A 26,117-nucleotide genomic window follows, 5' to 3' on the forward strand; every position below is an offset into this window, starting at 1 on the left:
TGCTAAGCGAAACAACCGGGCGAGGCAGTCCACAAAGTCCCTTTTTCAAGTCCAATTCTTAACTGCGTCAACGTAACATGTCATTTGCGGGCGTTTCCTGACGGACGGATGTGCAGGACCCGCCAGCCGTCGAATGTCAGGTGCAGGCCATCCACGTCATTTATGGCCATCATGGCGTCCGGTCCCATCGAAAGATGCGACACGGCGCCCTCTGACGCTTTCAAGTGCGCCAACATGGCGCAATTCCTGCCGGATAGCTTTCGAGCCGGCTGGACTGAGCGACTGGCACGCGATGCTGTGCGACGATGGCCGGGAGAGGAATTTTGGCGTCTGCAGCCATGTGGAGGATCGTTCCGACGGTTCTGCGGGTTCTCGGTGTCAGAGCGGACACCTGTGCGAACCCGCTCTCGTCCGTTTTCGACAGGCCCTTGAGGTTCATGACCCTGTTGTTCGCCGAGATCACCCGCCAGTTCAGCGATCCAGGTGAAGATCGGCACGCCTGTCGATGCGGCGATCATCGCCTCGGCCAGCGAAGATGATGAAGAGGGCCATTGGGTCAAGTACAAGCGCCGACCAGCGTTTCATTGCTTCAAAGCCCATTTCGGTGCCTACGCCGATACGGCCCTTGTCGAGGAGATCGCCGTCACGGCGCCCACACCGAGGACGGCAACGCCGTTCCTGATGCTCCGCCCGACAATCCCGGCGAAGTGTTTGCCGACAGCGCCTACCGAGGCAATCATCTCGGCGGCGCGGGGCGCGCCAAGGGTGGAAGGCCGCGCATCGTCGCAACCGCTATGTGGGGGCGCGACGAGGCCGAGAGCTTGACGCCTGGAACCAACCGATCCACAGAATTTGTACTCGGATCGAGAAGATCTTCGGCACCTGTAGCCGGATGCGATGGCGAGAAGGCGGCCGTTCAAATTCGCCGCACTGCGATCGCCTACAGTATGAATCACAGGTTGATGGTCGCCTCGTCCCGCCCATCGTTGAAGCCCAGCCACCGTTTTCGGGCTAGCGCGCCCGAAATTCCTTGGAGGTCAATGCGTAATGCCCTACCCGGCTTTTCGCCGCCGTCTCAGATGTGCGGTTCGCCCAAAGCCCCCGACTGCCACGAACTTTGCCTTCGCGCGGAGCGAAACCTCGCGCCCACGACTTTGTGCCGCCGATGTGCCGCGCTGCCCGTCAAACAATCCATTTTATGGATGCACCTCATCCAAACAATCGATTTCACTGATCAAAACAATTTCCATTAGAAGACGCTGAAGCAGGCAAAGATTACTTGGTCAGCGCAAAAGAGGGATGGTGGAGTTCTAGTGTGGCTTGGACCCACATGCTCGCCATTTTATCTGGGAACGGCTACGTGCCCTGCTGGCGCAGGGCAATACGATTCTACTGGCCACCAACTTCGTGGAAGAAGCGGAGCGGCTATGCAACCGACTGTGCGTGCTTGAGAACGGATATAGAATCCCAGAAGGGCGTCCTAACTCGCTGATTGATGAGCAAATCGGGTGCCGACGTGATTGAAATCTATGTCGCTCACCCCGTGAGCTGAGTTCGGCACTCAGGCCGCATGTGCGACTTAGGCAGGTTAGCGGCGAGACTCTGTTTTGCTATGCCTCCAAGCAGGAGCAGGTGTGCTCGCTGGCTGACACTGTCAATGACGAGCTCCGCGCCACATCTGTCGAAATCCTACCATAGGGTATGAGGCGGGCCGCCGGTGTGGCGAGCCAGATTCGAAATTTCAACTACCATAGAGCAGGAAGAAAATGGGCGAGAACAGGAAAGTTGCTCTGGTTACGGGCATAACGGGACAGGATGGTGCCTATCTCACGCGTCTTCTGCTGGAAAAAGGCTACGTCGTTCATGGGATTAAACGACGTTCCTCTTCCTTCAACACGGGTCGCATCGAAGACATCTACCAAGACCCGCACGATCCCGATCCGCGCCTAATTTTGCATTACGGTGACCTCACTGATGCGACTAATCTCATCCGAGTAGTTCAGGAATCCCAGCCAGACGAGATTTACAACTTGGCCGCTCAGAGCCATGTCCAGGTGTCGTTCGAAACGCCGGAATACACAGCAAACGCCGACGGTATCGGAACATTGCGACTTCTTGAGGCGATCCGCCTCCTCGGTCTGAAGGACAAGACCCGCTTCTATCAGGCCTCGACTTCAGAGCTCTACGGCCTCGTGCAATCCGTACCGCAGAACGAAACAACGCCCTTTTATCCGCGCAGCCCTTACGCCGCCGCCAAGCTCTACGCCTACTGGATCGTGGTCAACTATCGCGAGGCCTATGGTATCCATGCTTCCAACGGCATTCTCTTCAATCATGAAAGCCCACTGCGCGGCGAAACTTTTGTGACGCGCAAGATCACCCGCGCCGCCGCTGCTATCTACCTCGGCAAGCAGGACAAGCTTTATCTCGGCAATCTCGATGCTCAACGCGATTGGGGCCATGCGCGTGAGTACGTGCGTGGTATGTGGATGATGATGCAGCAGGATCAACCGGATGATTACGTGCTGGCGACGGGCAAGACGACCCCTGTCCGCCAATTCGTCGAATGGGTTTTCGAAGATGTCGGCGTCGAGCTCGAATGGCGTGGTGAGGGAGTCGACGAAAAGGGCTATGATGTCGAGACCGGCAGATGCCTAGTCCAGGTAGACCCACGCTACTTCCGCCCCACGGAAGTCGATCTTCTCCTGGGCGATGCCACCAAGGCGAAGGAGAAGCTCGGCTGGGTGCATGAGACATCCGTGCGCGAGCTCGCCGCGGAAATGGTGCGGGAAGACCTCAAGGTCATGCAGACATCGGTAATCATGAAGGAAGCATAATGTACGATCTGAAGGGAAAAGCCGTGTGGGTCGCGGGCCACAAGCATGGTGAGCAGCGCTGTTGTAGGCCGCCTCGCGTCTGAAGACTGCAAAGTTATGGCCGCCCTGACGTTTCCCCCAAATTTTATCCAGTCGTGAGTTCGTTCCGGGGGTGGATTTGCCCTGACGTTGCCCCCAGTTTCTATCCAGTTTTGAGGTCGTTTCCGGCGTGGGTTGTGCCCTGCTGGGCGGGTGAAGCGACGGGCGCTGGCGCGGAGCCTTTGGCATCGCGCAGCGCGAGCGACCGTCGCAGATTGAAGGTGGTGACGAACTGCGTGAGGCACAAGGATTCGTGGACCGCGCCTAACGCGGCGACTTCAACACACCAGACGAGAGGCAAGGTACGCCAAAAGGCCTCATCTCCCGTTTGATGTTCGCCGTTTCAGCGGGGCTTGCGTGAGGTGTAATCATCACTTGGTCGATGAACGTCTTCGCCTCGATGTCGATATAGACGCCCTCTCTCAATGCCTGCTTGTCTAGCCAAAGGAGTCTCACCTCGTCTTCGAACTTGAAGGCACGCCGCTTGTGCAACAGCATGGTCGCGGCCATCCGGGTAACTTCTTTCTTCGATCCTTCTGCGACCGACTGTGCCAGACGAACAAGAGTTCTCTCGCCACGATATTGGACGCGGCCTAGAAAAGCGGAGCCGGCGCTGTTCTTGAGGAGGCCTTTTGCCGCGTTCACCATAGCGTCCACCCGACAGCGGATTCGAACAATAGGAGTTTCCTTGTCGGGACCAAAGCCTGCCATTCGCCAACGCGGTTCGTCATGTGCACCTGTGGTCCAACACGAGCCGTACGGTTGAAACCCCGACAAGGGACCGGGGCGATTGAACAGACCATCGCACCACCACCGCTCATAGGGGTCCTGCCAACATCGGACGGGCGAGAGCCGCAGTTTGTTAGTTTCGAAAATCAGCTTGGCGTAACGCCATTCGAGCATATGATAGAGGAATGGTTTTGTGAGTGCGGGGTCCTTCATCACTTTCCGGCCGTCTGCGCCGCGCTCGACGAGTGACCAAGAGATGGGATGCTTCTGGTCGATGATCATGACAGTTTCCCAAGAGCCAGCTCGGCACTCTAGTCAGCTGTGAACTCTCTGTCATTTGGCATCACGCGTCTAAAGTCAGGCCATTCAGACCTAGAGCGGCGGACTTTCATGTGAACCATACCCTGCGGCTGCGAAGTAATTTCTGCATTCTGTAGGAGAGAAGAGGTTGCAGATATCGCCAATGGCCTGCCACAGGGCGTCGATGGTTCTGATGGCCTTTGCGCGCAGGTGCGCCTTGAGCTTGGCGAATGCCATTTCGATGGGATTGAGATCTGGGCTGTAGGGCGGCAGGAAGAGCAGCCATGCGCCTCTGGCCCGGATCGCTGCCTCGGCGGCCGGGCTCTTGTGGGCAGCGAGATTGTCGAGGATGACGACATCGCCCTTTGCCAGCGTCGGAGCGAGCTGCGTTTCGACATAGGTTTCGAAGATGGACCGGTTCATCGGCGTGTCGATAACAAAAGGGGCCGTGAGCCCATGACAGCGCAACCCGGCGATGAAGGTCTGCGTCTTCCAATGCCCGAACGGTGCCTTTGAGCGCAGCCGTTGGCCCTTTAGGCAGCGGCCGCGCAGACGTGTCATCTTCGTAGTGGTAGCATCAATCGAACCCGGTGCAGCATCATCACACTCTGTTGCTCAGGCGACTTCACCGGCACGAAGCGCATCGTCGGTCGTGTCACGGCCTCGCAGATCGCCTCTGCATCTGCAGCATCATTCTTCTGCCGCTTCAGATACGGCTTCACATACTGTGCCGGCAGCAGCCGCACATCGTGGCCACGCGCGATTAGCTCGCGAGCCCAATACTGCGACGAACTGCACGCCTCGATCGCGACAAGGCATCGCTGCAACTCTCAAAGAACGGCAGCACACGCCCACGCGTCAACTTCCTGCGAACTGCAACCTCACCAGCCGCATCCACGCCGTGGACTTGAAACACGGACTTCGCAATATCAGACCGATTGTCGTAACGTTGCTTATCATAGCGCTCCTCCAGCTCTAATCCCGCGATCATACCGCAGGAAGGGAGGAGAGCCGTCCACCGCATCAATAGCAGACCGGTGGCTGTCAGGCCCGGACCGCAGAAACCTGCAGTCGATTCACATCAAGCATTCGACCGATCTGGCGATGAGCCTGATCGCCGCGGGGCTGCGAAATGCCGCTTCTCGCGCGGCCGAGCCAAACCCGATTGATTCCATTGGGCGCGCGACCCTTTTGGTCGCGGCGACGTGTGACAGGACGCGAGCGAATGTATATAGACAAGGCGGCGCGCGGCCGCCGATCGAAGTGCGAACGTACAGGCGGTAGCGATGAATGACGACCACAGTGCTAGCGGCAAACTGCCCGGCGACAAGCTCTCGAAAATTGCGCGCGGCGAGCCGCTGACGGCTGCCGAAGAGATCGCACGCGGCGCGCGTGAGCTCGCGACCGAGCGCCTCGCCCGCGAGTATCTGGAATCGCCGTCGGTCAAAATGGCGCGGGAGCTTTACGTTTCCCCTGCGGCAAAGCTCGCCCGCGATTACGCCAATTCGCCTGCGCAGCAGGTCGCGCTCGGGCTTAGCCCGGCCTTTGGAGCGGCCGAGATCGCGCGCACGGAAGCGATGCGCAAGCTACTCGAACCGTCCACGGCGCTGGCCGCGAAGCTCAATGCGATCCAGCCATTCGCAATCGACCATGCCAAGCTCGCCTTTCTCGGCGCAATCACGCCGTCTATTGATCCCAAGGTGATTGCGGCGATCCAGGGCGTGCAGCCGCTCAAGATCGATCCGTTGTTGGCGAGCACCGTCAGCCGGGCGCAGCGGACATTCGAAGAGGCAATGCGACCGCTCGGCGGCATCGGATCGGCGATCAAGCAGTTCGAAGAGCAGCAGCGTGCCATCCAGAAATCGCTATTCGCCTCGCTTGCCGGGCCGTTCGGTGACATCGCCAAGACCTCGCAATGGGCGAGCACCCTCGGCCGGATCGACACCCCCGATATCACCAAGCTGCTCGGCGGGGGCCTTGGCACGGCTGTCGGCGACATGCGCGACGCGATCGCTAAGAACTTCGTCGGTTCGGCCGCGATCGATCAGGCCAAGATGAGCGCAATGCTTGGGCTGACCGCCCGGTTCGAAGCCGATTTCGCGGCGACCCAACTCAAGATGTCGGCGCTCGCCGGCATTGGCGAAGTGTTCGACCGGCGCAGCCATTTCCGGATCGACGCCTATCATTCGCTCTTCGGCGAGTGGCGCACGCGCGTCAATCTGCCAGAAAATTTCTGGCGCGACGGGCGTGTGCGCAAGCGCATGTATCGCGAGGCCGAAGTCGATGAAGGGCTAGTTGTCGCCCAGCCCGGCATGGCGCTCGAGATCATGATCGAGAGCGGACTGACCGTTGGGCTTCGCTCGGAAGCCAATGCCGTGGCGGTCGTGACACTTGGCGAAATATCGATGACCGTGCGGTCGCACGGCACCAGCAAGGATGCCTATGCGTTGGTCGGGCGGTTCGAGCAAGAACTGCGCGCTTATGTCGAGCGCAAGCTCGAAGAGCGCTTCGGTCCGGACTGGTTCAAGCTGCGCGCGTCGAACCTGATCGGCAAGGCGAAGGAGATTCGCAAGGTGGCGATGGCGCGCGGTGAAGCGTTCGCACCGCTAGTCAATTTTACCGAACTGGGTGAGCTGTCGGGGATCATCCAGAGCACGAAAAACTGGGATGAAGTGTTCGGCTATGTATTCGTCGACAAGACCGAATTCGACCATGACATGCAGAAGTTGATCGCAGTCCGGCGTCCGACGATGCACATGCGCCGGATCGACGGCGTGCGCCTTGTCGAAGTGATCTGCGTGATGCAGCGGCTGTCCGAGCAGATGGCGGACGATGGCGCGTGGAAGCTCGCGGCCGAGTCCGATCGCTAGGCAAGCCACGCGGAAACCCCGCCCCCCACGTTTGGCGGGCAAGAGTCGCGATGGCGCTCCTAATTGTACGACCGGTTCCGGGGTCGGCGATTTGCCACCCGAACGCCGACAACGAGGCGCCTTACCGTCCTGCGGGGTCGGGGCCGCTTTCGTATGGTTTGCTCTCGGGCAGAGGAGCCGGATAGCCGCCGCTCCACTAATGCGTTTCAGCCCGATGCGACGGTAATCCATGCCCTAGGCACGAGGGCCTGTCCACGCCATTCCTCGATCAATTTGACTCCCGGCAACTTCCCCCAGACGTCCTCATCTGCGTGGTCCAGGACGATGATCTGGAGGCGCCCCTTGGCGGCCGTGACCTCAGCGCCAAGGAGCGCAAAGACCTTCCTGACAGCGACCACGTCCTGATCCCTCCACGCGATGAGGTCGGGTCCCTCGTCGCCCGCGGCCCGCTTGGGAAAATAGACCTGGCTAGGCTGGTCGAAGATCAGCTGCCCAGGGACTGGGTGATGAGGCTCGGCCAGGAAGTAGCGCTGCAGCGCAAGCATTAGTGCGATGTGATACGCGAGCCAATTGGCGCCGCTGCCAATCTCCCACAGGTAGTCCTCACGCGTTCCCCTGGTCACCTTGACGGTCAGGTCTTCAATCAACAGCCTGATCGGGGCCTCGGGCCACTCCCCGTCAAGCTGCGGAACCAGCCGATTGGCATGATGGGCGACTTGGTTCAGGGCGTTGAATAGCTTGCGCTGGATGTCGGCCTCGGAGATCGTCTTTTGCAGCGTCGCAATGTCGGCCTGCAGCGAGGCGAGTTCCTGCCGCAAGTCCGACGACTGGTCGGCGCGATCGTAGATGTGCAGCGCTTGCTCCAATCGACCAAGGAAGCGCTCAAGCCGATCGAAGCGATTGACCTCGTCTCGGGCGGCGTCAGAGTCCTGTTCCAGCATCGTTATCTCGCTACGCACCTCGTTCAGCTCAGATAGGACCGCTTCAGCGGCGCCGCGCTGGCGCAGGATTTCCCTGTCGAGTGTGTTGGACATGGCAGGGTGAGTCCGCAGCCGGATCTCCAGACCGCCGAGGTTGTCGCAAAGGGCCAAGATTTTCTCACGGCCGCCGTCCCCGAGTGCGACCAACGGATCGGCCGACTCGTCGGCCAAGTCCCTCAGCCACGTGGACAGGTCCAAACGGTCACGTTGGATGCGCATGGCGTCGCCGTACGCCTCACTGCTCTCCACCAGACGGCGCAGTTCGTTCAGGCGCTGACGATGTTCGGTAAGTCGCGAGGCGAGTTCGGTTTCCAGCGCACGAAGGGTCTCCAGACGCGTGAGCACCACATCGATTCCGGCCAGGCTTGGTCGAGCAAGGCTTGAGTTGCTGTTCGACACCCGTCGAAGCAGGTCAACGACGTCACTCCAGTCCTTCGGCACTTCAGTGGAGGAATCGACCAGGCCAAGTTCGACAGCCTGTCGCAGCCACGCCTCCGCCTCCGCCCGCCAAGCGCCAGTCGCTGACACGATCGCGCGTAGCTCAGCCTCCTTCCGGCGAAGGTTGCGCTGGAGCCGATCGATCTCAAACCGCGCCTGGAGAATCTTTGCGGTGACCGCGCCCAGAACGTACGGAAAGATGGTCTTCAGCTTCTCCCGGTGTTCCGTCGTATCGGCCTTGAAAAACATCACGTCGGGATTGGCGACCACGTTCTGAGGTTGGAACGTGAAGGCCATGAGGTCGCGGAAGCTTGGCTTCTGCTTGAATCCGTTGTCCGTACCCGGTTCGAAGTCGAGGTCTGTCAGGCCTGCCAGGCGGTTCATCGCGCGCTTGACCGTGTCGACATTGGTGGTCTTGTCGGTGATCGTCTCTGGGATCTCGACCTCCGCCCCCTCGATCAGCACCATGTCGCCTGTGCTCTGTTGGTCCCCCGGTTCGCGTCGCGCCAAGAGCTTTTCGCCCTCCAGCGTCTCGATCAGAATGCCGAACCAGCTGCAGTTCTCGCGGATTACGCCCACCGGAATTGCGCATTTGTCCGAGCCCAGACAGTAATCGATAATAGGGATCACGGCGGACTTCCCGGTCTTCGACGCGCCGCTGATGACGTTGACGACGCCGGGCTCGAACTTGACGACCCGCGGCGCTGTGCCATTGCGGGGCCAAAGGATCAGTTTTCGAAGCTGGAAATACATCTAGAACTCCACCCGTAACAGGTTGGCCACCTGGGCGGTCCCCAGTTTCGAAAACCAGAAGCCCAACTTCTCAGAGGCCGATCCGAGGTGCTTGACGCGCTCTGGAAGGACCAGCCTCTTCGGTTTCGGTTCTGGCACATTTGCTCTCAAGGTAGCGTCCTTGTAATCCACGGACAGCAGCCGCCCGCTTACACCGACAGCGACCGACTGCAATGTCAGAGCGCGCAGCAGCAGCGCCCGCTCATGGACGGCGAGGAGTTGTTCCCGTTCCTTCCCGAGCTTGGCCGCGAAGAGCGCCAGCCCGGAGGGTCGGTTTGTCGAGGTCACGATGTCGAGCGTTGCGCGATGCAAGACGATCGGCAGCACGAGAAACGTCAGGGCGAACGGCGCTGGACGTTCGTCCTCAGCCTGGAAACCTTGGCCAAACCGCCACAATGCGAAAGCCCCAAGTCCTGGATTCTGGACAATAGCGAGGTCGCTGAGCGGCAGGCGAGATCGGCCAGCCTCAATCAAGTCGCTGGCTCCAGCAGAGTCTGGTATTCGGGATGCCAGCCGAGCCGCAGGCCGTGGGCAAGGGCGTTGAACGATCCGTGGACGAAATGGCCGGGGACGACCCGACCGTCGAGTGGGGGCTGCAACTGCGCGCAGCGCCTGTAAACGATTCTCCCACGAACCGTTGCGGGGTGTCCGGCCTGTACGTCGTGCACCTCTGCACTGACGTGCTCGTAGCGACCGACAAGATCATCGTCCCAGTCGCTTAGGTTCTTCTCAAAGATCAGCCCGCTTTCGCCCCAGATCGAGATGTCGGCGAGCGTCCTAAGATAATCGCTGACGGCCCGGACGCACGCTTCGTCTCCCACCTCAATCAGTTCTAGCTGGCGGACGAAGGCGGGACGGTCGGCGACCAATTGTTCGATGGCCTCGACCGGCGGTTGCTTGGTGAAAGACGACAGCAGCCCTGGAAGGTTGTTCTTCTGAACAAATGCTCTTTGTTCGGCCTGAAACGCGTCGGCATCCAAGATGGCGGGCTTGCCAGCTCTGATCAGCCTGTCCGCCGCCTCCTTCGCTGCGCCGATCGCGCGTTCGCACACTAGGTCGATGATGAGAGGAGAGACCGTAGGCTTGAAGATCGCGCGTATCGGATCGACAGGATCTGCATCGACGCTGACAACGGCGATATTCTTGACCAAGGCGGCGCGATGAGCCGCATCAGCATTCAGGAAAGCTTGGACGTCGGCTTCGCATGCCGGGGCGGCTTTCAGCTTGCTGTGGGCCTTGACGAGATTGGCGACTAGCGCCTCCACGTCGGCGTCTGTTTTCGCGTCGTTAAGCGCGGTCGCGGAGGCGCATGCCTTCACCGGTGTGACATATAGCTGGAAACGGCTGGTCGCCGGGTCGATCTCTCCCGCAGCCATGAAGCTGAGCCAGTTGGCCAGCGACTTCCACAGGTCCGCAGCCCAGTCGGATATCGGATTTTGCTTCAGCGCGCTCTTGCTTTGCTCAAGAACCACTTCGCCGCCGACCAGGTGAACCGCCACATCGTCTAAATGTTCGAGAGAGACCGAGGCGCCGCTAGGCACGCTGAGCAGGTGAAAGCAAAGGCGCACGGGTTGAAGCGCATAGCCGAGGTATTGGCCAGCGGCGCCGTGTTTACCCGTTTGTGTTATCGCGTTCATTGCCCATCCCGATTCTCCCGAGTCGCACAGGAAGAAACCAGCAAAGATATTGGTATAGTTCGCCGTTGTTTACAATTGGCGCCCGGCGGTTTCATTCGAACTCTGGCCGCACTTGGCAGGCAACCGGCGATATCGTCATCTGCTCGATCGGGGCGGCCAGGCGCGATGCAATTGCGGTCTAGGCCAGCGCTCGGAGTCCACTTGCGGGAGGCGAACGAATGGGCAGGACGACCATTGCGAGGCGTATCGCGACCATCCATATGGCTCGGATGATATGTCCGCTCTTGGACGGACGCGAAGTTTGCCGGAACTCCGGCTTGAAGGCGCAGAGCCGGCACTGGTTCGGGGCAGATCAGCTCGTCTATCGTGCCCTATGTTTCGGCTTGTCGCCGGCAAATTGCTTCAATGCATTTGCCCGCCTAGAAAGGTGCCCCCTCGGACTCACTGGTCGCTGTCACTTATTCGGACCCTGAAATTGGCTGCCGTCGCGATTTCTCTGGCTTGTCGACGACAGGGAGTCCTTCCTTTCTGGCCTTGGCAAACGCTCGATCGCTGTCCAGGAACTCCGCCAGCATGAACGGGATGAGTTCCGCTACCGATTCGGACTCGCCATAGGTCTGACGATAAAGCGCCGCATAGTCCTTCAGTGCTTGGTTCAGGTCTGCACTTACGCTTATGGTGATCTTCGAAGGAGTCCGGTCCGGAAGTTTGGCGAGTTTCAGATTGGTCATGATGACTCCAGTCAATTCCGGTACGGCCGCAGCACAAGATCCTTGTGCACGATGACGCGCAGTGGCCAACCGGGCCGGACAGTGATGGTGGGTTGGATATTGAGGTTCTTCTCGGTGATGCGCTGGCCAGCTTGACTGACGTTCTGCTGAGCGGATTCGCGGATTGCTTTGACAAGGTCGCTTTCGTCTTCCCCGAGGCTCAGCTCGGTGCCGACCCCTAGCAACGTGGCCAGCGCAACGCCTTTGATCAGCTGCCAGGTGTGGAAATCCACCTTGTCCTCAAGCCCCGCGTAGCCGGCAGTGTCTGTTGCCGGCAGATTGTCGATTTCGATCGAAGAGCCGTCGGGCAGCAGTATCCGTTGCCAGACCAGCAGCGCGCGCCTTTGTCCAAAGGCAACAACGCTGTCATAGGTGCCAATCAGGCGAGAGCCTTGCGGAATGAGCAATGTGCTGCCGGTGACTGTGTCGTGCACATTCTCGGTGACCTGTGCGACGACGAGGCCGGGCAAGTCGGAATTGATGCCAGTGATCAGGCTCGCTGCGATGACGCTGCCGGCCATCAGCTGATACGGCGAAGCCGGCGTCTGCAGTGCATGCAGATTGTAGATTCCAGTTGTGTTCCGCTGGCTGACAAAATCGAGCTTGCGCTGTTGATTGTTTTGGTCGCCCTCGGCCGGTGCTACGGAAGCTGAATCGCGTGCGGCATCGGATTGTGGTGCCGTTGCCTCAAAGGGTGGACGCCCGCCCTGTCCGTTGCCGGCGGCATCCGCTTGCCGGGGTCGATTTTCGATCCGGAAGAAGACTTGCGATTCGCGCGCCTCGATCGCCTGCTGTGCAAGGCGCTGCTCCTCCGCCGAAACCTCCTGGCCCGGCGCGATGCCCAGCTGGCGTTGGTGCTCAAGGATGGGGCGGCCGAGGTCGCCGGGCAGCGGTGATCCAAGCACCGGAGGCTTGGGCTTGATCCCGGAATAGTCCTTAGGCAGCCTTTCAATTGCCTCCGCGGTTGGCTTCCGCTCAGTGTTGTAAAGCTCTTCAGGCTGCTCTTTGATGCGCAGCGCCGGTCCCTGCAGCGCCATCATGGTGACGCCTAGAACGCTGCCGGAACCAACAGCAGCAATGGCGACAATAATGCCGCGCTTGAAGCGCACAGTGCGGCGAGGCGAGGCCCGCAGCTGCAGCTGTTCTGGATCGAGTTTCGGTGGAGCATCGGAGCGGGAAGTATCCGTCATGGGCCGTCCCTCACCTGCTGGAACGCGAAAAGAGCAATATCCGCCGCGGCGCTTGCCTGCCGTCGGTCCTCGTGATGCGCACCACCTGCTGCTGCTTGGCGCCGAGGCGCAGTTCGGCCGCGGCGAAGAGGCGATCGACGATGTAATAGTTGCCCCGTATGCGGTAGTTGACGAGCTGGTTGTCCCCGTCAGCACCGACGATGAAGAGCGGCGGGGCCTCGCCCTGATCGATGCGGCGCGGAAACTCGATGTAGACCTTGCTGCCATCATCGAACGCGCGCGTCGGCCTCCAGGGCGGCATGTCGCCGGTAATCGAATAGCGGAAGCGAATATTTTCGAGAGCCACATTCGACGCCACTGGCATAGCGGCGTCGGCCTGCGCATTGCGCCGGCGTAGCGCGATGATCTGGTCCTCGCTGTAAGTCCAGGAGATGGCTGCCATGGCGGTCTTATCCGTGCTTTGAAGCTGCAGGTGATAGCTTCGCCGGTCCGTGGTGATCACCAGATTGGTGGCAAGTCCTGGCGCGAAGGGCTTCACCAGCACATGGGTGCGCTGGTCATCGCCGGAGCCACTGACGGTGTCGCCAATTACCCAGCGCACTGTATCGCCGGCCGACACGGATTGGAGTTTCTCGCCTGACTGCAGAGCGATATCGCTGACGCGCTCCGGTGCGGCATAGAGCTGATAGAGCGCGCCTTCGGCAAAGGGGTAAACCTGCACCGCATTCACATAGCCATATTTGGTGGGTTGCTGCGTCGCCGCCTTGTTGGCATCGGCGACACGTTCTTCAGGCGAGCGCTTGTCTTCAGCAGCCTTGCCCGGCTCGGGCTGCAACTGGCCGGGCAGCGGTAGCGGTTTCGGCACTTCCACGACTTTGACGGGCTTCTCCGGCGCCTTCTCGATTGCCGCCGGTTGGAACTTGGCAGCATCATAGGAAATCTGAGGTGGCGGCACCGGCTTCGAGGCACAGGCGGAGATGACCGCAGCCGACGTCGACAGGACCAGCGCAGTGCGGAGCGACGAGAGTCTATTTTTCATTGGCGGGCTCCTTTGGGGGAACGGAAGTCTGCGCGGCACTGTCGAGCTCGCGCGACCAGTCGATGGCATTGATGAAGACGCCGAGCGGGTTTTTGCGCAGCTGATCGGTATTGTTCGGCGGCCGGATCACAATGGTGAGGATCCCGGTCCAACGCGTTGTGCTGGCGAGGCTGCCGCGCTCAAAGACCTGCTCGGTCCATTTGACTTGATAGGAGCTGTCGGACGCTCGAACCACGCTCGTCACCTGCACCGAGACGCTGCGCGTCCCGATCTTGCCGAACGGGTCGTTGGCCTTAGCGTACTCGTTGAGAAAGAGGGCTCCACGGTCGGTGGCAAAGTCGTAGGCCGACAGCCAATTCTGCCGCACTAGCACCGCATCGGTGGAAACAGAGCGGACATTCTGGATGAAGCGGCCGAGATGCCAGGCGATCTGGGCATCGGTGGGCTCATAGGTTTGGATTGCCGGCGCCACAGCCCGTGTCTCACCGAAGCGGTCGACCTCGACAACATAAGGCACAACGCGGCCCTGCATCGACTGCCACAAGAGTCCACCAGAGAGCCCGGTGGCCAGAGCGAGGCAGCCAAAGGCCATCAGGCGCCAGTTCCTTGCCTGCACGCGCGCAGTGCCGATGCGCTCGTCCCAAAGTTGGGCGGCCTTCTGGTATGGTGTGACGGGGTGGGGCGTCTTCCCGTAACGTTGAACTGGTCGCTTGAAGAGCATCTAGTCTTCCTTATCGTTGAGAGAGGGGTTGGCGCCGCTTCCACCCCGATCGCCATCGCGGACGGCCTGCGTGGCGGCGTGGCGATGGGCGCGCGCGGTCTGTTCGGAACGTAAGCGCCTCGCCCACGCCGGCGCGGCATTGGCACCTGACGCGGCAGGGTTTCCGGTCATTGATGCGGTCGGCGTGCCGCCCGTCGCGGTCCAGGCGGCATCGCGGCCGGCATCGGCGCTGCGCCGGAATGGTTCTGTTGCAGATCGCATTCCCCGAATCGCGGCGCCGCCAGTTGCGCCGGCAACGCCCTGCAGTCCAGCAGCTACGCCGGAGAGGCCGGACTCGGGCGATGTTGCACGCCTCATCTGCCAAGCTGTGGAAGCAGCCGATCCCATGGCCGTGCCGGCTCGAACGGCGGCGAGACCGCCGCCGGTTGACATGCGCGCGCCGGCAAGCGCCGCACCTCCGGCAACGAGCGTTGATCCGGCGGCCGCCGCGGTGGTTCCGAGTGCGGCTCCCGCGCCAAGCTGCGGCGCGCCGGAAACAAGACCCGAGGCAATTCCCGGTCCGAAAATGCCGAGCCCAAGCAGCGCCAACGCGCCCAGTACCTGTGACATGGCCGCGGCCAAGTCCGGCTCCTTGCCTTGCAGGGCGGAAGCGAACTCGCCGAAGAGCGTGGAGCCGATGCCGACGATGACGGCAAGCACCATCACCTTAATGCCCGACGAGATCACATTGCCGAGCACGCGCTCGGCCAGAAACGCCGAGCGGTTCCAGAGCGCGAAGGGCACCAGAACAAAGCCGGCCAATGTGGTGAGTTTGAACTCCAGGATGGTGATGAAAAGCTGGATGGAAAGGATGAAGAAGGCGATGAGGACCAGGAACCAGGCGAGAAGCAGCACGAAGATGGTCAGCGCGTTGCCAAAAATCTCGGGGAAGCCGACTAGCTGGCTCGCTTGATTGAGCAGCGGCCAGGCGCCCTCGAAGCCGGCCGCGGCAATGCGGCCTGGCCGCAGGAGACTGTCGGCGGACAGATTGCCGGCCGATGCGTTGATGCCGAGCCCGGCAAAGGAGCGATAGATAATGTCGGCAAGGCTTCTGAAATTGTTCAGGATGAACGCGAAGGCGCCGACATAGAGCACTTTTCGGACAAGCCGGCCAAGAACATTGGGCTCGCCGCCGAACGCCCAGACCAGGCCCGCCAGCGTGATGTCAATGCCGATCAGGATGGTAGTGAGAAAGGCGACGTCGCCCGAAAGCAGACCGAACCCGCTGTCGATATAGCGGATGAAGATCTGCATAAAGCGATCGATGACGCCGAGGTCATTCATGTCGCCGTCTTCCTCGTTGTCTTGAAGAACTGCTGATCAGTTGCCGGGATAGGCCGTACCGGTGCCCAGGAAACGCTTCGTCGTCTCGCGGGCGGCTTCCTCAGACTGCGCCTTGCGGGCAGCATCTTCGGCTTCAGCCCGGAACTGGGTCGCGAGCAGCGTCTGGATCTGAATCTGCTGCTTGGTCGAAAGCGCGATCAGCTGATTGGTGGCCTGGCTTGCCTCAAGGGCACCTGCCGCGCCCTGACTGCGGTTGACGAGATCGGTAAGCAGGTCGCCGTCGGCCCGCACGTTCTCCACGATCTGCGACTGCGCGCTCATGGTTTGGCGGAACGCCTGCATGGCGTTTTGCCAGCGCTCGCGCGCGGCGCTCGCCACATCGCTGACCTTGATTGTGGCGTCGTAGCTTTCCGGATATTGCACACGCCACTGGTTCTGAAGCTTGTCGAGATCGAAGCTCAGGCCGCTGGCCTGGGTCATCAGGCCGTCGATCCGTTGGAGCGAACCTGTGAGCTGGCCGACGGAAGAAAAATCCAGGCGCTGAAGGTTGCGCGCCATGTTCTGCAGCATCGTCGCCTGGTTCTGAAGCGACTGGATCTGGTTGTTTATCTGCTCCAGGGAACGTGCCGCTGTCAGCACGTTCTGCGCATAATTCGACGGATCGAACACGATTAGGGCGTGGGCCGGCTGGACGTAGTCGGCCATCGGTTTTGCGATTAGGGAAACGGTGATCAGGCTGGTGAGAAGGCGGCGCCGCATCATGACGATTGCTCCTTGTCTGGTTGAGGGAATTGCTGGAGAAGCTCGGCAGCCCAATCGAGGCCGCGCGCACTCAGGAACCGGGAGGCAAAGCTGTCCTGCCCGTGCTCTGACAGGACGCTGTCGATCAAAGCTTGCGTGGCCGGATCAGAGGCGCCGCAGAGCGCAAGAGCGATCGGGCCGAGCCCGAGCTCGAAGAGGCGGTTGCCGCGGCGCGACTGCAGATAGTACTGGCGCTTCGGTGTGGCACGGGCGACCAATTCGATCTGCCGCTCGTTCAGACCAAATCGCTCATAAGCCACCCGTGCCTGCGGTTCCACGGCACGGTCATTGGGGAGAAAAATGCGCTGTGGGCAGCTCTCGATGATCGCCGGCGCGATGGAAGAGCCAGCGATGTCGGCAAGCGACTGCGTGGCAAAGATCACCGACACGTTCTTCTTTCGCAGCACCTTCAGCCATTCACGGATGCGGGCGGCAAAGAGAGGGTTGTCGAGATAGACCCACGCCTCGTCGAGCATCAGCAGCGTCGGCCGTCCGTCGAACCGCTCCTCGAGACGATGGAACAGATAGGTGAGCACCGGGAGAACAGCGCCTTGGCTGTGCATGAGCTCTTCGGTCTCGAAACACTGCACATCCGACAAAGCCAGCCGATCTTCATCGGCATCGAGCAGACGGCCGAAGGGACCGTCGAGCGTGTAGGGCATCAACGCGGCCTTGAGCCCATTGGACTGAAGCAGAACCGACAGGCCCGTCAGCGTGCGTTCCTGCACCGGCGCAGTGGCAAGGCTGATGAGTGCCGACCAGATCGCCTCCTTTACCTCCGGCGTAACGGTGACATTCTCATGGGCAACGAGGCCGGCGATCCATTCCGCCGCCCAGCTGCGAGTAGCCTGGTCGCCGATATTGCTCAGTGGCTGGAAGGCAAGCGCACCATCCGCGCCCAGCGCGTGGTGTTCTCCGCCCATGGCCAGTGTTGCCGCACGAGCCGAATTGCCCTTGTCGAAGACATAGACCTGCGCCCCGGCATAGCGTCGAAACTGCAGAGCGACTAGCGCAAGCAGAACCGACTTGCCGGCACCGGTCGGCCCAACGACCAGCATGTGGCCGACATCGCCAACGTGGGTGGAAAGCCGAAACGGTGTCGACCCGTTGGTCTCTGCGAAGAGAAGCGGCGGGGATTCGGTCCCAGTCACGTTGGCGAGATGCTCGTTATCCACCGGACCGGCCCACGCCGACGACAGCGGCATGACATGGGCAAGATTCAGCGTGTGAACGAGCGGCTGGCGAACGTTGGCATAGACATGGCCGGGCAATGAGCCGAGCCACGCCTCGACCGCATTGATGCTTTCACGGATTGTGGTGAAGCCGAGTCCGTTGACGATGCGCTCAACCGCGCGAAGGTTCTCCGCGGCGGCTTGGCGATCCTGGTCCCATACCGTCACCGTTGTGGTGAGATAGCCGAAGCCGACGTGATCGCCGCCCAATGCCTGAAGGGCGGCATCCGCATCGAGCGCCTTGTTGTCGGCGTCACTATCGACGAGAGGGGCGGGTTCGTTGGTCACGACCTCGCGCAGGATGGCTGCGACCGATTTGCGCTTGGCAAACCACTGACGGCGCAACCGGGTCAGTGTCTTTGTGGCTTCCGTCTTGTCGAGCGGGATGAAGCGCGTCATCCAGCGGTAGGCGAAATCCTGATGGTTGAGCGCGTCGAGGATCCCTGGCCGGGTGACGTTCGGGAAACCAAGGATGGTGAGGTTGCACAGATGCTGCTCACCCAGCATCGGCTCCAGGCCGCCGGTAAGCGGCGCGTCAACCAGAACACCGTCGAGATACATTGGCGTTTCCGGCATGGCGACCGGATGGCGGTAGGTCGAGATTGTGCCGTGCAGATAGGTTAGCGTCTCGGCATCATCGAGGGCGCGCACTTCCGGCATGAAGCCGGACAGCAAATCCAGGACGCGGTCGGTCTCGTCGCGAAACCACGCCAGCTCCTGGCGCCAGTCTCTAGCCCCTCCCGAGTGATGCGAGTCGACCAGTGCGCTTTCCGCCCGCGCCTGGCCATCTGGCGCCGGCATGAAGACCAAGGTCAGATGATAGCGACTCTCGAAGTGCGCGACCTTGCCCTCGAAGGCCGCGCGCCGTTCTTCATCGACCAGCCATGAGGCAGCATCGGGAAAAGCCGAGCTCGGATAGCCCAGCGCTTCAACGCGCTCGGCCTCGAAAAACAACCCCCATCCGGAGCCCAACCTTCGTAGCGCATTGTTGGCTCGTGCGCAGATGCCGACCAACTCGGCTTCGGTCGCGCTTTCAAGGTCGGGGCCACGGAACCGGAAGGTTCGCTGGAAGCTACCGTCTTTATTGAGCACGATGCCGGGCGCGACCAAAGCGGCCCAGGGCAGATGATCGGCAAGCCGATCGGCTTTGCCGCGATACTCCGAAAGGTTCAGCATGCAAGCCACCCCTTCAGGCGAAGATGACGGACAAGCACGCTGGCGAAGTCCGGATCGCGGCGAGCGGCAAAGACCGCGAGGGTGTGGCCGGCGATCCAGAGCGCCAGTCCGGCGATCCACTGCTGCAGGCCAAGGCCTATTGCCGCGGCCACCGTGCCGTTGAGGATCGCCACCGCTCGCGGCGCGCCGCCCAGCAGGATCGGCTCAGTCAATGCCCTGTGAACGGGGACTTCGAAACCCTCGATATGCTGCTCTCCGGTGGCCATCAGACGAGTGCCCCGCCGCCGAAGGAGAAGAAGGAGAGAAAGAAGCTCGATGCCGCGAAGGCGATCGACAGGCCGAAGACAATCTGGATCAGCCGGCGAAAACCGCCTGCCGTGTCACCGAAAGCAAGGGTCAGGCCGGTGGTGATGATGATGATCACCGCGACGATCTTGGCGACCGGTCCCTGCACCGACTCAAGGATCTGCTGCAGCGGCTGTTCCCAAGGCATGCCGGAGCCCGCTGCGTGGGCCGGGACGGTGAGAAGAAACGCGAGCGCGGTGGACGAAAGGAAGCGAAGCTTCTTGCGCATGAGGTGACCTTTCAAAACTGCTGGAGTTGCGGAAGCGTGAGCGGGGTGACGGCGTAATCACCGCTGCTGTCGAGACCGGTGACCTCAGCGATCGCGTCAATGCGGCGCGAGGATCCGCGCCCAGCGATGAAGACGATCAGATCTACCGCATCAGCGATGAGGCAGCGGGGAACGGTGACGACGGCTTCCTGGGCGAGCTGCTCGATACGGTAGAGAGCGGAGCGCGCCGAATTGGCGTGAACCGTCGCGATGCCGCCGGGATGCCCGGTGTTCCATGCCTTCAGCATGTCCAGGGCTTCCGCGCCCCTGACTTCGCCCACGATGATGCGGTCGGGTCTGAGCCGCAGGGTCGAGCGCACGAGATCGGCGAGCGTGACCGACCCCCGCCTCGTCCTCAAGGCAACGCAATCCTTCGCCGCGCATTGCAGTTCGCGCGTGTCCTCGATCAGGATCACCCGCTCGTCGCAATCGGCGACTTGTGCCAGCAGCGCGTTGGCAAGTGTTGTCTTGCCCGACGACGTGCCGCCGGCGACCAGGATGTTGCGCCGCTCGCGGACCGCCGTCTTCAGCGCATCGGCCTGCAGCGGCAGCATGACCCGGTCGGCGACATAGTCGGCCAATGTGTAGAGTTTCGCCGCAGGCGTTCGGATGGCGAAGCATGGCCCCAGCACGACAGGCGGCAGCAGACCCTCGAAGCGCTCGCCCGATGGCAATTCGGCGCTGACAATCGGATTGTCAGCATGCGCCTCGGCGCGCACGTGGGAGGCGACCAGGCGGATGATGCGTTCGGCCTCAGAAGGATGCATGTGCACGCCGGTATCGACCCGGCCTTCACCCAACCGGTCGAGCCGCAGCGCACCGTCGGGATTGACCATCACCTCAATGACGGTCGGATCGGCAAGGGCTTCAGTGATCGCCGGACCCATGGCGGTGCGCAGCATGGCGCGGCGGCGATGGTCGGCTTCCGGATGAGAACTCATCCTTCCCCTCCCCTGCGATCGTCGGTGCCAAGGGACCGTTTCCCGGAAGCGATTTGGCGGCCGACCTGTTCGACGAATTTGTCGAAGCGCTCCTGGGCAATCCCTTGCGTGGCCCTGTCCGGCACCGGCGTGTGAGCATGAAGCGTGATCGAAAAGCGGATGAAGAGCGCCAGGCTCTCCAGGATCATCTCGACATCGCGCGTGACATGTCCGAGGTCGCGGGAAAGACGGTCGAGCCTCTTGCCGTAGCGCTGGTCGAGTTCATTCTCCCCACGCCGCTCGATAAAGGCCTCGACCGCGTGCGCCACAATGGCCGATTTGGTGGTCGATGGATTGCGGCTGAGGTTCTCCAGCTTCTCGCTCAACTCGGGTTCAAGCAAAAACTGGTGACGAATGCGGTGGGGCTTCATGCTGCTCGTTCCTCTGACCGGCGCTGATGCACCGGCGACGGGAACGAGCATCGTCGAGATCCTCGAAATCGCTTACGGCCGTTATCTACGCTGAGATGCGCCCGCGTATGGCGCGCCGTTCAGAAGCCGGGCACGATGTCCTTGTCGTCGCCCATTCCCTCATTGAGGCCGTACGCACGTGCTGCGGTGGAAATCCGATCCATGACGCGCTTGTCGGCGAGCGTCTCGCAGTCATCGTCTGCGGGCGTGAACAGATCGCCATGATCAGGCTCCTGGGCGACGAGGGTCCGTTCTTCGGGCAGGCCCGGATGGCGCTGCTGCTGGACACCTCCGTCTTCGATTGCCGCGCCGGCACTGTCGTCGTCGCCAGCAAGACGCCGATCCACGCCGCGCACCTGTCCGCTCCAATCGTCCGGGCGCGACGTGGGCCGATCCGCGTAGGCACCGTCGCGCAGCACCGGCGAAGGCAGCACTCGCTCCGTGAAATTCGGATCCTGGTAATAACGCAACTTCTTGGCGCGAATCGGCGGCAATCCCGAAACCAGGATTAGTTCGTCAGCCTGCGGCAACTGCATCACCTCACCCGGCGTCAGCAGGGGACGAGCGGTCTCTTGGCGGCTTACCATGACGTGGGACAACCAGGGCGCCAACCGATGGCCGGCATAGTTACGCATCGATCTGAGTTCCGTCGCGGTACCGAGCGCGTCCGAGATGCGTTTGGCCGTGCGCTCGTCATTTGAGGAAAAGGCAATCCGCACATGGCAATTGTCGAGAATGGCGTTGTTCTCGCCATAGGCCTTGGAGATTTGGTTCAACGATTGCGCTATCAGATAAGCGCGGATGCCGTAGCCTGCCATGAAGGCGAGCGCAGTCTCGAAGAAGTCGAGCCGACCGAGCGCCGGAAATTCATCCAGCATCATCAGGAGCTGATGCTTGCGGCTCTTCTTTGGATCGCCCTCCAGGCGCTCGGTCAGCCGCCGGCCGATTTGATTGAGCACCAATCGCACCAGGGGCTTAGTGCGCGAGATATCCGACGGCGGCACGACCAGATACAGCGACATCGGTCGCTCGGCATCCACAAGGTCGGCAATGCGCCAGTCGCAGGCCGATGTTGCCGCGGCCACCGTTGGATCACGATAGAGCCCGAGAAACGACATGGCGGTCGAGAGAACGCCTGAGCGCTCGTTCTCTGACTTGTTCAGCACCTCACGAGCCGCCGAGGCCACGACCGGATGGACCTGGGGCTTGTCCACCGTGCCGATGTGGTTGGTGGTCATCATCCGCTGCAGTGTCGCAGCGAATGAGCGTTGCGGGTCCGACAGGAAGGTGGCGACACGGGCGAGTGTCTTTTCCTCTTCGGCGTAGAGCACGTGCAAGATGGCGCCAACTAGGAGTGAATGACTGGTCTTCTCCCAATGGTTCCGCCGCTCCAGCGCGCCTTCCGGATCGACGAGAATGTCGGCGATGTTCTGAACGTCGCGGACCTCATCTGGACCTTTGCGCACTTCCAGCAGCGGGTTGTACCGCGCCGATCTCGGATCGGTCGGATTGAACAAGAGACAGTGCGAGAACTTCGACCTCCAGCCAGAGGTCAGCTGCCAGTTCTCGCCTTTGATGTCGTGAATGACGGCCGAGCCGGTCCAGGAAAGAAGGGTTGGAACAACGAGTCCGACGCCCTTGCCCGAACGTGTCGGCGCAAAGGCCATGACGTGTTCCGGTCCGTCATGGCGCAGATAGCGATAATTCAGTCCACCAAGGAAAACGCCGGCCGGCTGAAACAGCCCCGCCTTCTCGATCTCCAGCTTCATGGCCCATCGTGAGGACCCATAGGTGGTGACCAACCCCCGCTGCCGTGCGCGCCAGAGGGACCCAGCTATCGCGGCGGCACAGCCCAGGAACCCGCTGGCTCCGGCAAGTATGCCAGCCTTGTCGAAGACTTCAGGCGCATAGGCGTCAAATTGGAACCACCATTCGAACAGTTTCCACGGCTGGTAGATCGGCCAGCCGACTGTCACAAACCATGGCGCGCCGAGTGGCGGCTGATAGGAGAGCATGTGGGCGCACCATTGGGTTGCAGTCCACACGCCAAGAATGACAATTGCGAATACGACAGCGATCTGCCCAATCAGCAACTTCGTGGGTGTCAATGGCTTGCTCCGCTCTTCTGGCCAGACGGACCAAACATCGCGCCGAGCGATGAGAATTCGAACGGCCGCTATGTGCGACTAGGTGCGATGACAAGGTTGATAGGCATTGTTCAGCTGCGAACAGCGAAAATCCGCCGCAGCAACCGATCGGCGGTGCCAGGTACGCGGTTTGGTCGCAGAAGATGTTGGGGCTTCAGGCGCGGGCACATTGAAGATGTGCTGACAGACAAACCTTTGGAGCCGACGCGTTTGTGCGAGTAGCGAGCTGAAGGGCTCGGCGAGAAGTCGTCGTTCTCAATCGGGCGACGGGGGATACATCGGCGAAGACGGCATAAGGGAGGATGGGCCAGACCGAGCCGACGGAATGGGCGTAGCCAAGGCCTTGGAGCGCATAGCGCTTGGCCGGGAGGCCGCCGCCCGTCAGACTTACGCGGCGCGTCGTTGAGCGAGGTGGAGACCCGAACGGGCTCGACGAGGGTCCACGGCGGTCACAATGTTGTGGTGGTGATCGCAGTAGACGCGATCCGGCGAAGTTGGCCCAGCACAAAAACGATAACCGCCGGGTACTGACGGGTCTTCGCTCACCGGGAAGCGGCATTGATAGAGGCCTAGCTGAATGAGGGGGACATCTCTCGAAGTTAGTCTGATATTTTCAGGCATGATGGTTTCCTAGTTCGTAGCAATTGCCGGGTGACGGCCGCAGTGCGACCCGTCAGGGGCGAGCTTCTCTCGTTTGGGAGGCTATGGATTACCATATGGTGTTGGCAGCACCGTCAATGAAGCCCGACGCCCTGCTTCTGAAGCCAATAGTTTGCGACTTAAGGCCACACCCGCAAACGCATTAGCGATCTACCATCTTGTCCCCGAGGCACCCGCCCGCCGCGGTTGTCGGCGGCGGTGGTGGCACTGGCTTGTGGGGCCCCTAGGCCCACTCGCGGCGCTCGCACTGGATCTCGGTGCGGGTTTCCCTTGTCTCATCGCCCTGTCAGCGCCTTGCAAATGAGCGAAACCAAGCTGTCGCGCGCTCGCTCGTGGAGTGCGCCTTTCGGCCGCCATGCAAGGAAATCATCAACGCTCATCCAATCAGCCGGGTTTGTGTCGGCGTCTGGCTGGCTGAATTCCACATACAGATGCAGTTCGTCCGGCACGAAGACGACCCTCCACAATCCTTTGATGTCATTGGCAAGGTTGTAGGCGAGGACGGTCATGGCGGGGCACTCCTTTCGCCGTGGAGCGTGCCTATCTCACGGGAAAATTCCATCACCAGAAGTTAGTATTGACGCTCGCGCTTTCTCAGAAATCCAACGTCCGCGTGATGCCGAAAGGTGCAGCTAGCTTTTTGTGTATCTCGATTGGGAACACGGGACCGCCGCGAAAGTTCGGTGCACGCAGCGAATCCTCCCCCTCCAGGTATTGCTGCAGATCGGTATCCCGATCGGCCCGCGCTCCCCGCAAGGGCGCGGGCCTCGGCCTGTGGTGCTCATGCCATCTACTTCGATCCGCAAGATGGAATATGATCCTGACAGAAGAATCCTCTCTGTCTGGTTTGTGGCCAGCGTCAAGCGGTACGAGTTTGAGGGGGTACCGCCGGAAACCTTTGCCGCGTTCCGGGCCGCGTTCGCCAAGGGCCGCTACTTCAACGACCACATCCGCAACAATTTCCGCTACCGTCTGGTTGCGAGCGATAGCGACCCGGGATGACCTGACCTGCCGGCGGCTCAATCGTCCTGTCGCTCCAACCGGCGGTTGGTGGACGCGTTGCCGCTGTGGCGCTTAGGGTTGGTTACGGTCCGCGCTCACTTGGCAAGCCCACCCCCCCGCATCCCCCCGCCTGGTGCAAAGCGTTTGATCGGTCCCGCCGTTCTGGCAGTGCGGCGGGACTTTTTTGCGGTCCAGGTGGAGCATCGGCGCGCGGGGAAGGCGCGGTGCACGCAGCACCTTTTCCTCATCCAACGTACGTCGGTGGCGCGCTGAAGGATCTCAACATCGGTCTGCCGCCGGAGCTCAACTAGCTGGACTATTGCTCGACCGGAAGCGGCTCGTGCTGCGGCTCAGCGTGGTGGAAGACCTGTCCAAGATCGCGCGCGTCGAATGTTTGGCCGCAGACTGGGCAGTAGAGCAAGTGCTTCGACTCGTCCTCTACCGGCCCGTCATGCGGCCTGCCCTCATAGCCCGTCGCGATGTTGTCGGTTCTAATCCGGGGCAACGACAAGTGCCTTTCGTCGTTTTGGCGGCCAATATTTCTCCATTAGCCGGACCTTGTCACGGTCGACCGTGACCAGCGGCCCGAGGTCGATCGTCACGGTGTCCTCGTCGATGCGCGTGACCTCGCCTTTCAGGTCGATTTGCTGGCCTCGGTTCACCTTGGTGTGGTCGATGATGGAATGTGGGAAGTCATAACCTGGGATAGAGACGCTTACGCGGTCCTCTGTTATCCGCCTTCGAACCGTGGCAGTAATCGCCACCTGGTCACCAATGCCTATTCCCTGAGCCATGCCATGGATTCTGGTGCGGGCAGCGTCTTCTTCAAGAGGCTTCTAATATACGCCCGCCATCCTAAGGCTGACCTACGACCAGAGTTACAAAAGTTGAACTTCATCGGGGAACACTCCTTCTGTCTGCCTGTTCGATTTGCCAGCGCATCCCGTGCATTCAGACAGGAGAAAGAAGATGAAACGCATCCTTTTGGCTTCGGCCGTGCTGGCGGTGTCGGCGGGGCTTTCCTTTGCCCAGACGACGAGCGGAACTTCGAGCGGAACCTCGACGAGCGGAACCTCGACCACGACAACCATGCCCAGTACGACGGATCAGGGCACCGGCACGACGAGCAGCGGGACCAACATGTCCGGCGATCAGGGCACCGACACGAACACCACCAGCGGCATCACAAATCCGAACTCGGCCAGAGACTGCGCGCCCGGCCAGCAGACTGGCAGCGCTCAGCAGGCTGCGCCAGGTCAGCAGGACACGACAGCCAACACCGCCGCGCCAGGCCAGGTGAAAAAGACCGACGAAGGTTGCTGATTGGCACATCGGCACAGGTTGGAATCACCAGCGTGTGGCTGGCCAGTCTCCCCCGACCATCCCCTGAAC

At 61.2% G+C, this 26,117-nt stretch carries 22 protein-coding genes and 3 pseudogenes; 5 read left to right on the forward strand and 20 right to left on the reverse strand.

The features are described from left to right. Positions 1-1,317 precede the first annotated feature (1,317 nt). Positions 1,318-1,635, forward strand: a pseudogene (locus tag NKJ46_RS04115) (nodulation factor ABC transporter ATP-binding protein NodI); the annotation flags it as partial. A gap of 131 nt (positions 1,636-1,766) precedes the next feature. Further along, a complete protein-coding gene (gene gmd, locus NKJ46_RS04120) occupies positions 1,767-2,837 on the forward strand; it encodes a GDP-mannose 4,6-dehydratase (RefSeq protein ID WP_023718702.1) in 1,071 nt (356 codons plus the stop codon). A 342-nt stretch (positions 2,838-3,179) separates the two neighbouring features. Here the strand turns inward: gmd and NKJ46_RS04125 are convergent, their stop codons facing one another. The 3 genes and pseudogenes from NKJ46_RS04125 to NKJ46_RS04135 all read right to left on the reverse strand — a co-directional run. Next, on the reverse strand, positions 3,180-3,926 hold the full coding sequence (locus NKJ46_RS04125; RefSeq protein WP_352662212.1) for a hypothetical protein: 747 nt from the start codon (positions 3,924-3,926) through the stop codon (positions 3,180-3,182). A gap of 90 nt (positions 3,927-4,016) precedes the next feature. Then, positions 4,017-4,520: pseudogene (locus tag NKJ46_RS04130) on the reverse strand (IS630 family transposase); the annotation flags it as partial. Further along, positions 4,505-4,904: pseudogene (locus NKJ46_RS04135) on the reverse strand (IS110 family transposase); the annotation flags it as partial. The pseudogenes NKJ46_RS04135 and NKJ46_RS04130, both read right to left, overlap by 16 nt. Positions 4,905-5,230: 326 nt before the next feature. Between NKJ46_RS04135 and NKJ46_RS04140 the strand changes: the two are divergent. Then, complete coding sequence (locus NKJ46_RS04140; RefSeq protein ID WP_352662214.1) at positions 5,231-6,814, forward strand: hypothetical protein; 1,584 nt, start codon at positions 5,231-5,233, stop codon at positions 6,812-6,814. Between the two features lie 206 nt (positions 6,815-7,020). Here the strand turns inward: NKJ46_RS04140 and NKJ46_RS04145 are convergent, their stop codons facing one another. The 16 genes from NKJ46_RS04145 to NKJ46_RS04225 form a co-directional block, all read right to left on the reverse strand. Beyond that, a complete protein-coding gene (locus NKJ46_RS04145; protein ID WP_352662217.1) occupies positions 7,021-8,985 on the reverse strand; it encodes a DUF3732 domain-containing protein in 1,965 nt (654 codons plus the stop codon). After that, complete coding sequence (locus NKJ46_RS04150) at positions 8,986-9,498, reverse strand: three component ABC system middle component (RefSeq protein WP_352662220.1); 513 nt, start codon at positions 9,496-9,498, stop codon at positions 8,986-8,988. Beyond that, positions 9,495-10,661 (reverse strand): ABC-three component system protein, encoded by a 1,167-nt coding sequence (locus NKJ46_RS04155; protein WP_352662223.1) that lies wholly within the window; start codon positions 10,659-10,661, stop codon positions 9,495-9,497. The genes NKJ46_RS04150 and NKJ46_RS04155 overlap by 4 nt, the downstream gene beginning before the upstream one ends. Positions 10,662-11,119: 458 nt before the next feature. After that, positions 11,120-11,392 carry a DUF2274 domain-containing protein gene (locus tag NKJ46_RS04160; RefSeq protein WP_352662226.1) on the reverse strand — a complete coding sequence of 91 codons (273 nt, stop codon included), beginning with the start codon at positions 11,390-11,392 and terminating at the stop codon, positions 11,120-11,122. Positions 11,393-11,403: 11 nt separating this feature from the next. Next, positions 11,404-12,621, reverse strand: coding sequence for a TraB/TrbI/VirB10 family type IV secretion system protein (locus NKJ46_RS04165; protein ID WP_352662407.1), 1,218 nt, complete (start codon positions 12,619-12,621; stop codon positions 11,404-11,406). A 10-nt stretch (positions 12,622-12,631) separates the two neighbouring features. After that, on the reverse strand, positions 12,632-13,660 hold the full coding sequence (gene trbG, locus NKJ46_RS04170) for a P-type conjugative transfer protein TrbG (RefSeq protein ID WP_352662229.1): 1,029 nt from the start codon (positions 13,658-13,660) through the stop codon (positions 12,632-12,634). Beyond that, on the reverse strand, positions 13,650-14,381 hold the full coding sequence (gene trbF / locus NKJ46_RS04175) for a conjugal transfer protein TrbF (protein ID WP_352662232.1): 732 nt from the start codon (positions 14,379-14,381) through the stop codon (positions 13,650-13,652). The genes trbG and trbF overlap by 11 nt, the downstream gene beginning before the upstream one ends. Further along, positions 14,382-15,704 carry a P-type conjugative transfer protein TrbL gene (gene trbL / locus NKJ46_RS04180; RefSeq protein WP_352662235.1) on the reverse strand — a complete coding sequence of 441 codons (1,323 nt, stop codon included), beginning with the start codon at positions 15,702-15,704 and terminating at the stop codon, positions 14,382-14,384. Positions 15,705-15,740: 36 nt separating this feature from the next. Beyond that, a complete protein-coding gene (trbJ, locus tag NKJ46_RS04185) occupies positions 15,741-16,466 on the reverse strand; it encodes a P-type conjugative transfer protein TrbJ (protein ID WP_023718720.1) in 726 nt (241 codons plus the stop codon). After that, entirely contained in the window at positions 16,463-18,913 is a 2,451-nt protein-coding gene (trbE, locus tag NKJ46_RS04190) for a conjugal transfer protein TrbE (RefSeq protein ID WP_352662238.1), read from the reverse strand. The genes trbJ and trbE overlap by 4 nt, the downstream gene beginning before the upstream one ends. Further along, complete coding sequence (locus tag NKJ46_RS04195; protein ID WP_023680309.1) at positions 18,907-19,179, reverse strand: VirB3 family type IV secretion system protein; 273 nt, start codon at positions 19,177-19,179, stop codon at positions 18,907-18,909. The genes trbE and NKJ46_RS04195 overlap by 7 nt, the downstream gene beginning before the upstream one ends. Then, positions 19,179-19,487 (reverse strand): TrbC/VirB2 family type IV secretion system protein, encoded by a 309-nt coding sequence (locus tag NKJ46_RS04200; RefSeq protein ID WP_352528997.1) that lies wholly within the window; start codon positions 19,485-19,487, stop codon positions 19,179-19,181. The genes NKJ46_RS04195 and NKJ46_RS04200 overlap by 1 nt, the downstream gene beginning before the upstream one ends. Before the next feature lie 11 nt (positions 19,488-19,498). Beyond that, a complete protein-coding gene (trbB, locus tag NKJ46_RS04205; RefSeq protein WP_352662241.1) occupies positions 19,499-20,467 on the reverse strand; it encodes a P-type conjugative transfer ATPase TrbB in 969 nt (322 codons plus the stop codon). After that, positions 20,464-20,877, reverse strand: a complete 414-nt coding sequence (locus NKJ46_RS04210; RefSeq protein WP_352662244.1) for a CopG family transcriptional regulator — start codon at positions 20,875-20,877, stop codon at positions 20,464-20,466. Before NKJ46_RS04210 ends, trbB begins: the two co-directional genes overlap by 4 nt. 119 nt (positions 20,878-20,996) lie before the next feature. Next, the gene (locus NKJ46_RS04215) at positions 20,997-23,024 is read right to left on the reverse strand and encodes a conjugal transfer protein TraG (RefSeq protein WP_352662247.1); all 2,028 of its coding nucleotides are present in this window, start codon (positions 23,022-23,024) and stop codon (positions 20,997-20,999) included. Between the two features lie 974 nt (positions 23,025-23,998). Further along, positions 23,999-24,232 (reverse strand): hypothetical protein, encoded by a 234-nt coding sequence (locus NKJ46_RS04225; RefSeq protein ID WP_352467844.1) that lies wholly within the window; start codon positions 24,230-24,232, stop codon positions 23,999-24,001. 274 nt (positions 24,233-24,506) lie between these two features. Between NKJ46_RS04225 and NKJ46_RS04230 the strand changes: the two genes are divergently transcribed. Beyond that, entirely contained in the window at positions 24,507-24,725 is a 219-nt protein-coding gene (locus NKJ46_RS04230) for a KTSC domain-containing protein (protein WP_352662409.1), read from the forward strand. 491 nt (positions 24,726-25,216) lie between these two features. Here NKJ46_RS04230 and NKJ46_RS04235 read toward each other — a convergent pair whose 3' ends face one another. Beyond that, on the reverse strand, positions 25,217-25,519 hold the full coding sequence (locus tag NKJ46_RS04235) for a hypothetical protein (protein ID WP_352662251.1): 303 nt from the start codon (positions 25,517-25,519) through the stop codon (positions 25,217-25,219). A gap of 175 nt (positions 25,520-25,694) precedes the next feature. Between NKJ46_RS04235 and NKJ46_RS04240 the strand changes: the two genes are divergently transcribed. Beyond that, complete coding sequence (locus NKJ46_RS04240) at positions 25,695-26,048, forward strand: hypothetical protein (RefSeq protein WP_352662254.1); 354 nt, start codon at positions 25,695-25,697, stop codon at positions 26,046-26,048. The last annotated feature ends 69 nt before the right edge of the window (positions 26,049-26,117 follow it).

It is taken from the genome of Mesorhizobium sp. M0166, from assembly GCF_040322255.1.
Lineage (GTDB): Bacteria > Pseudomonadota > Alphaproteobacteria > Rhizobiales > Rhizobiaceae > Mesorhizobium.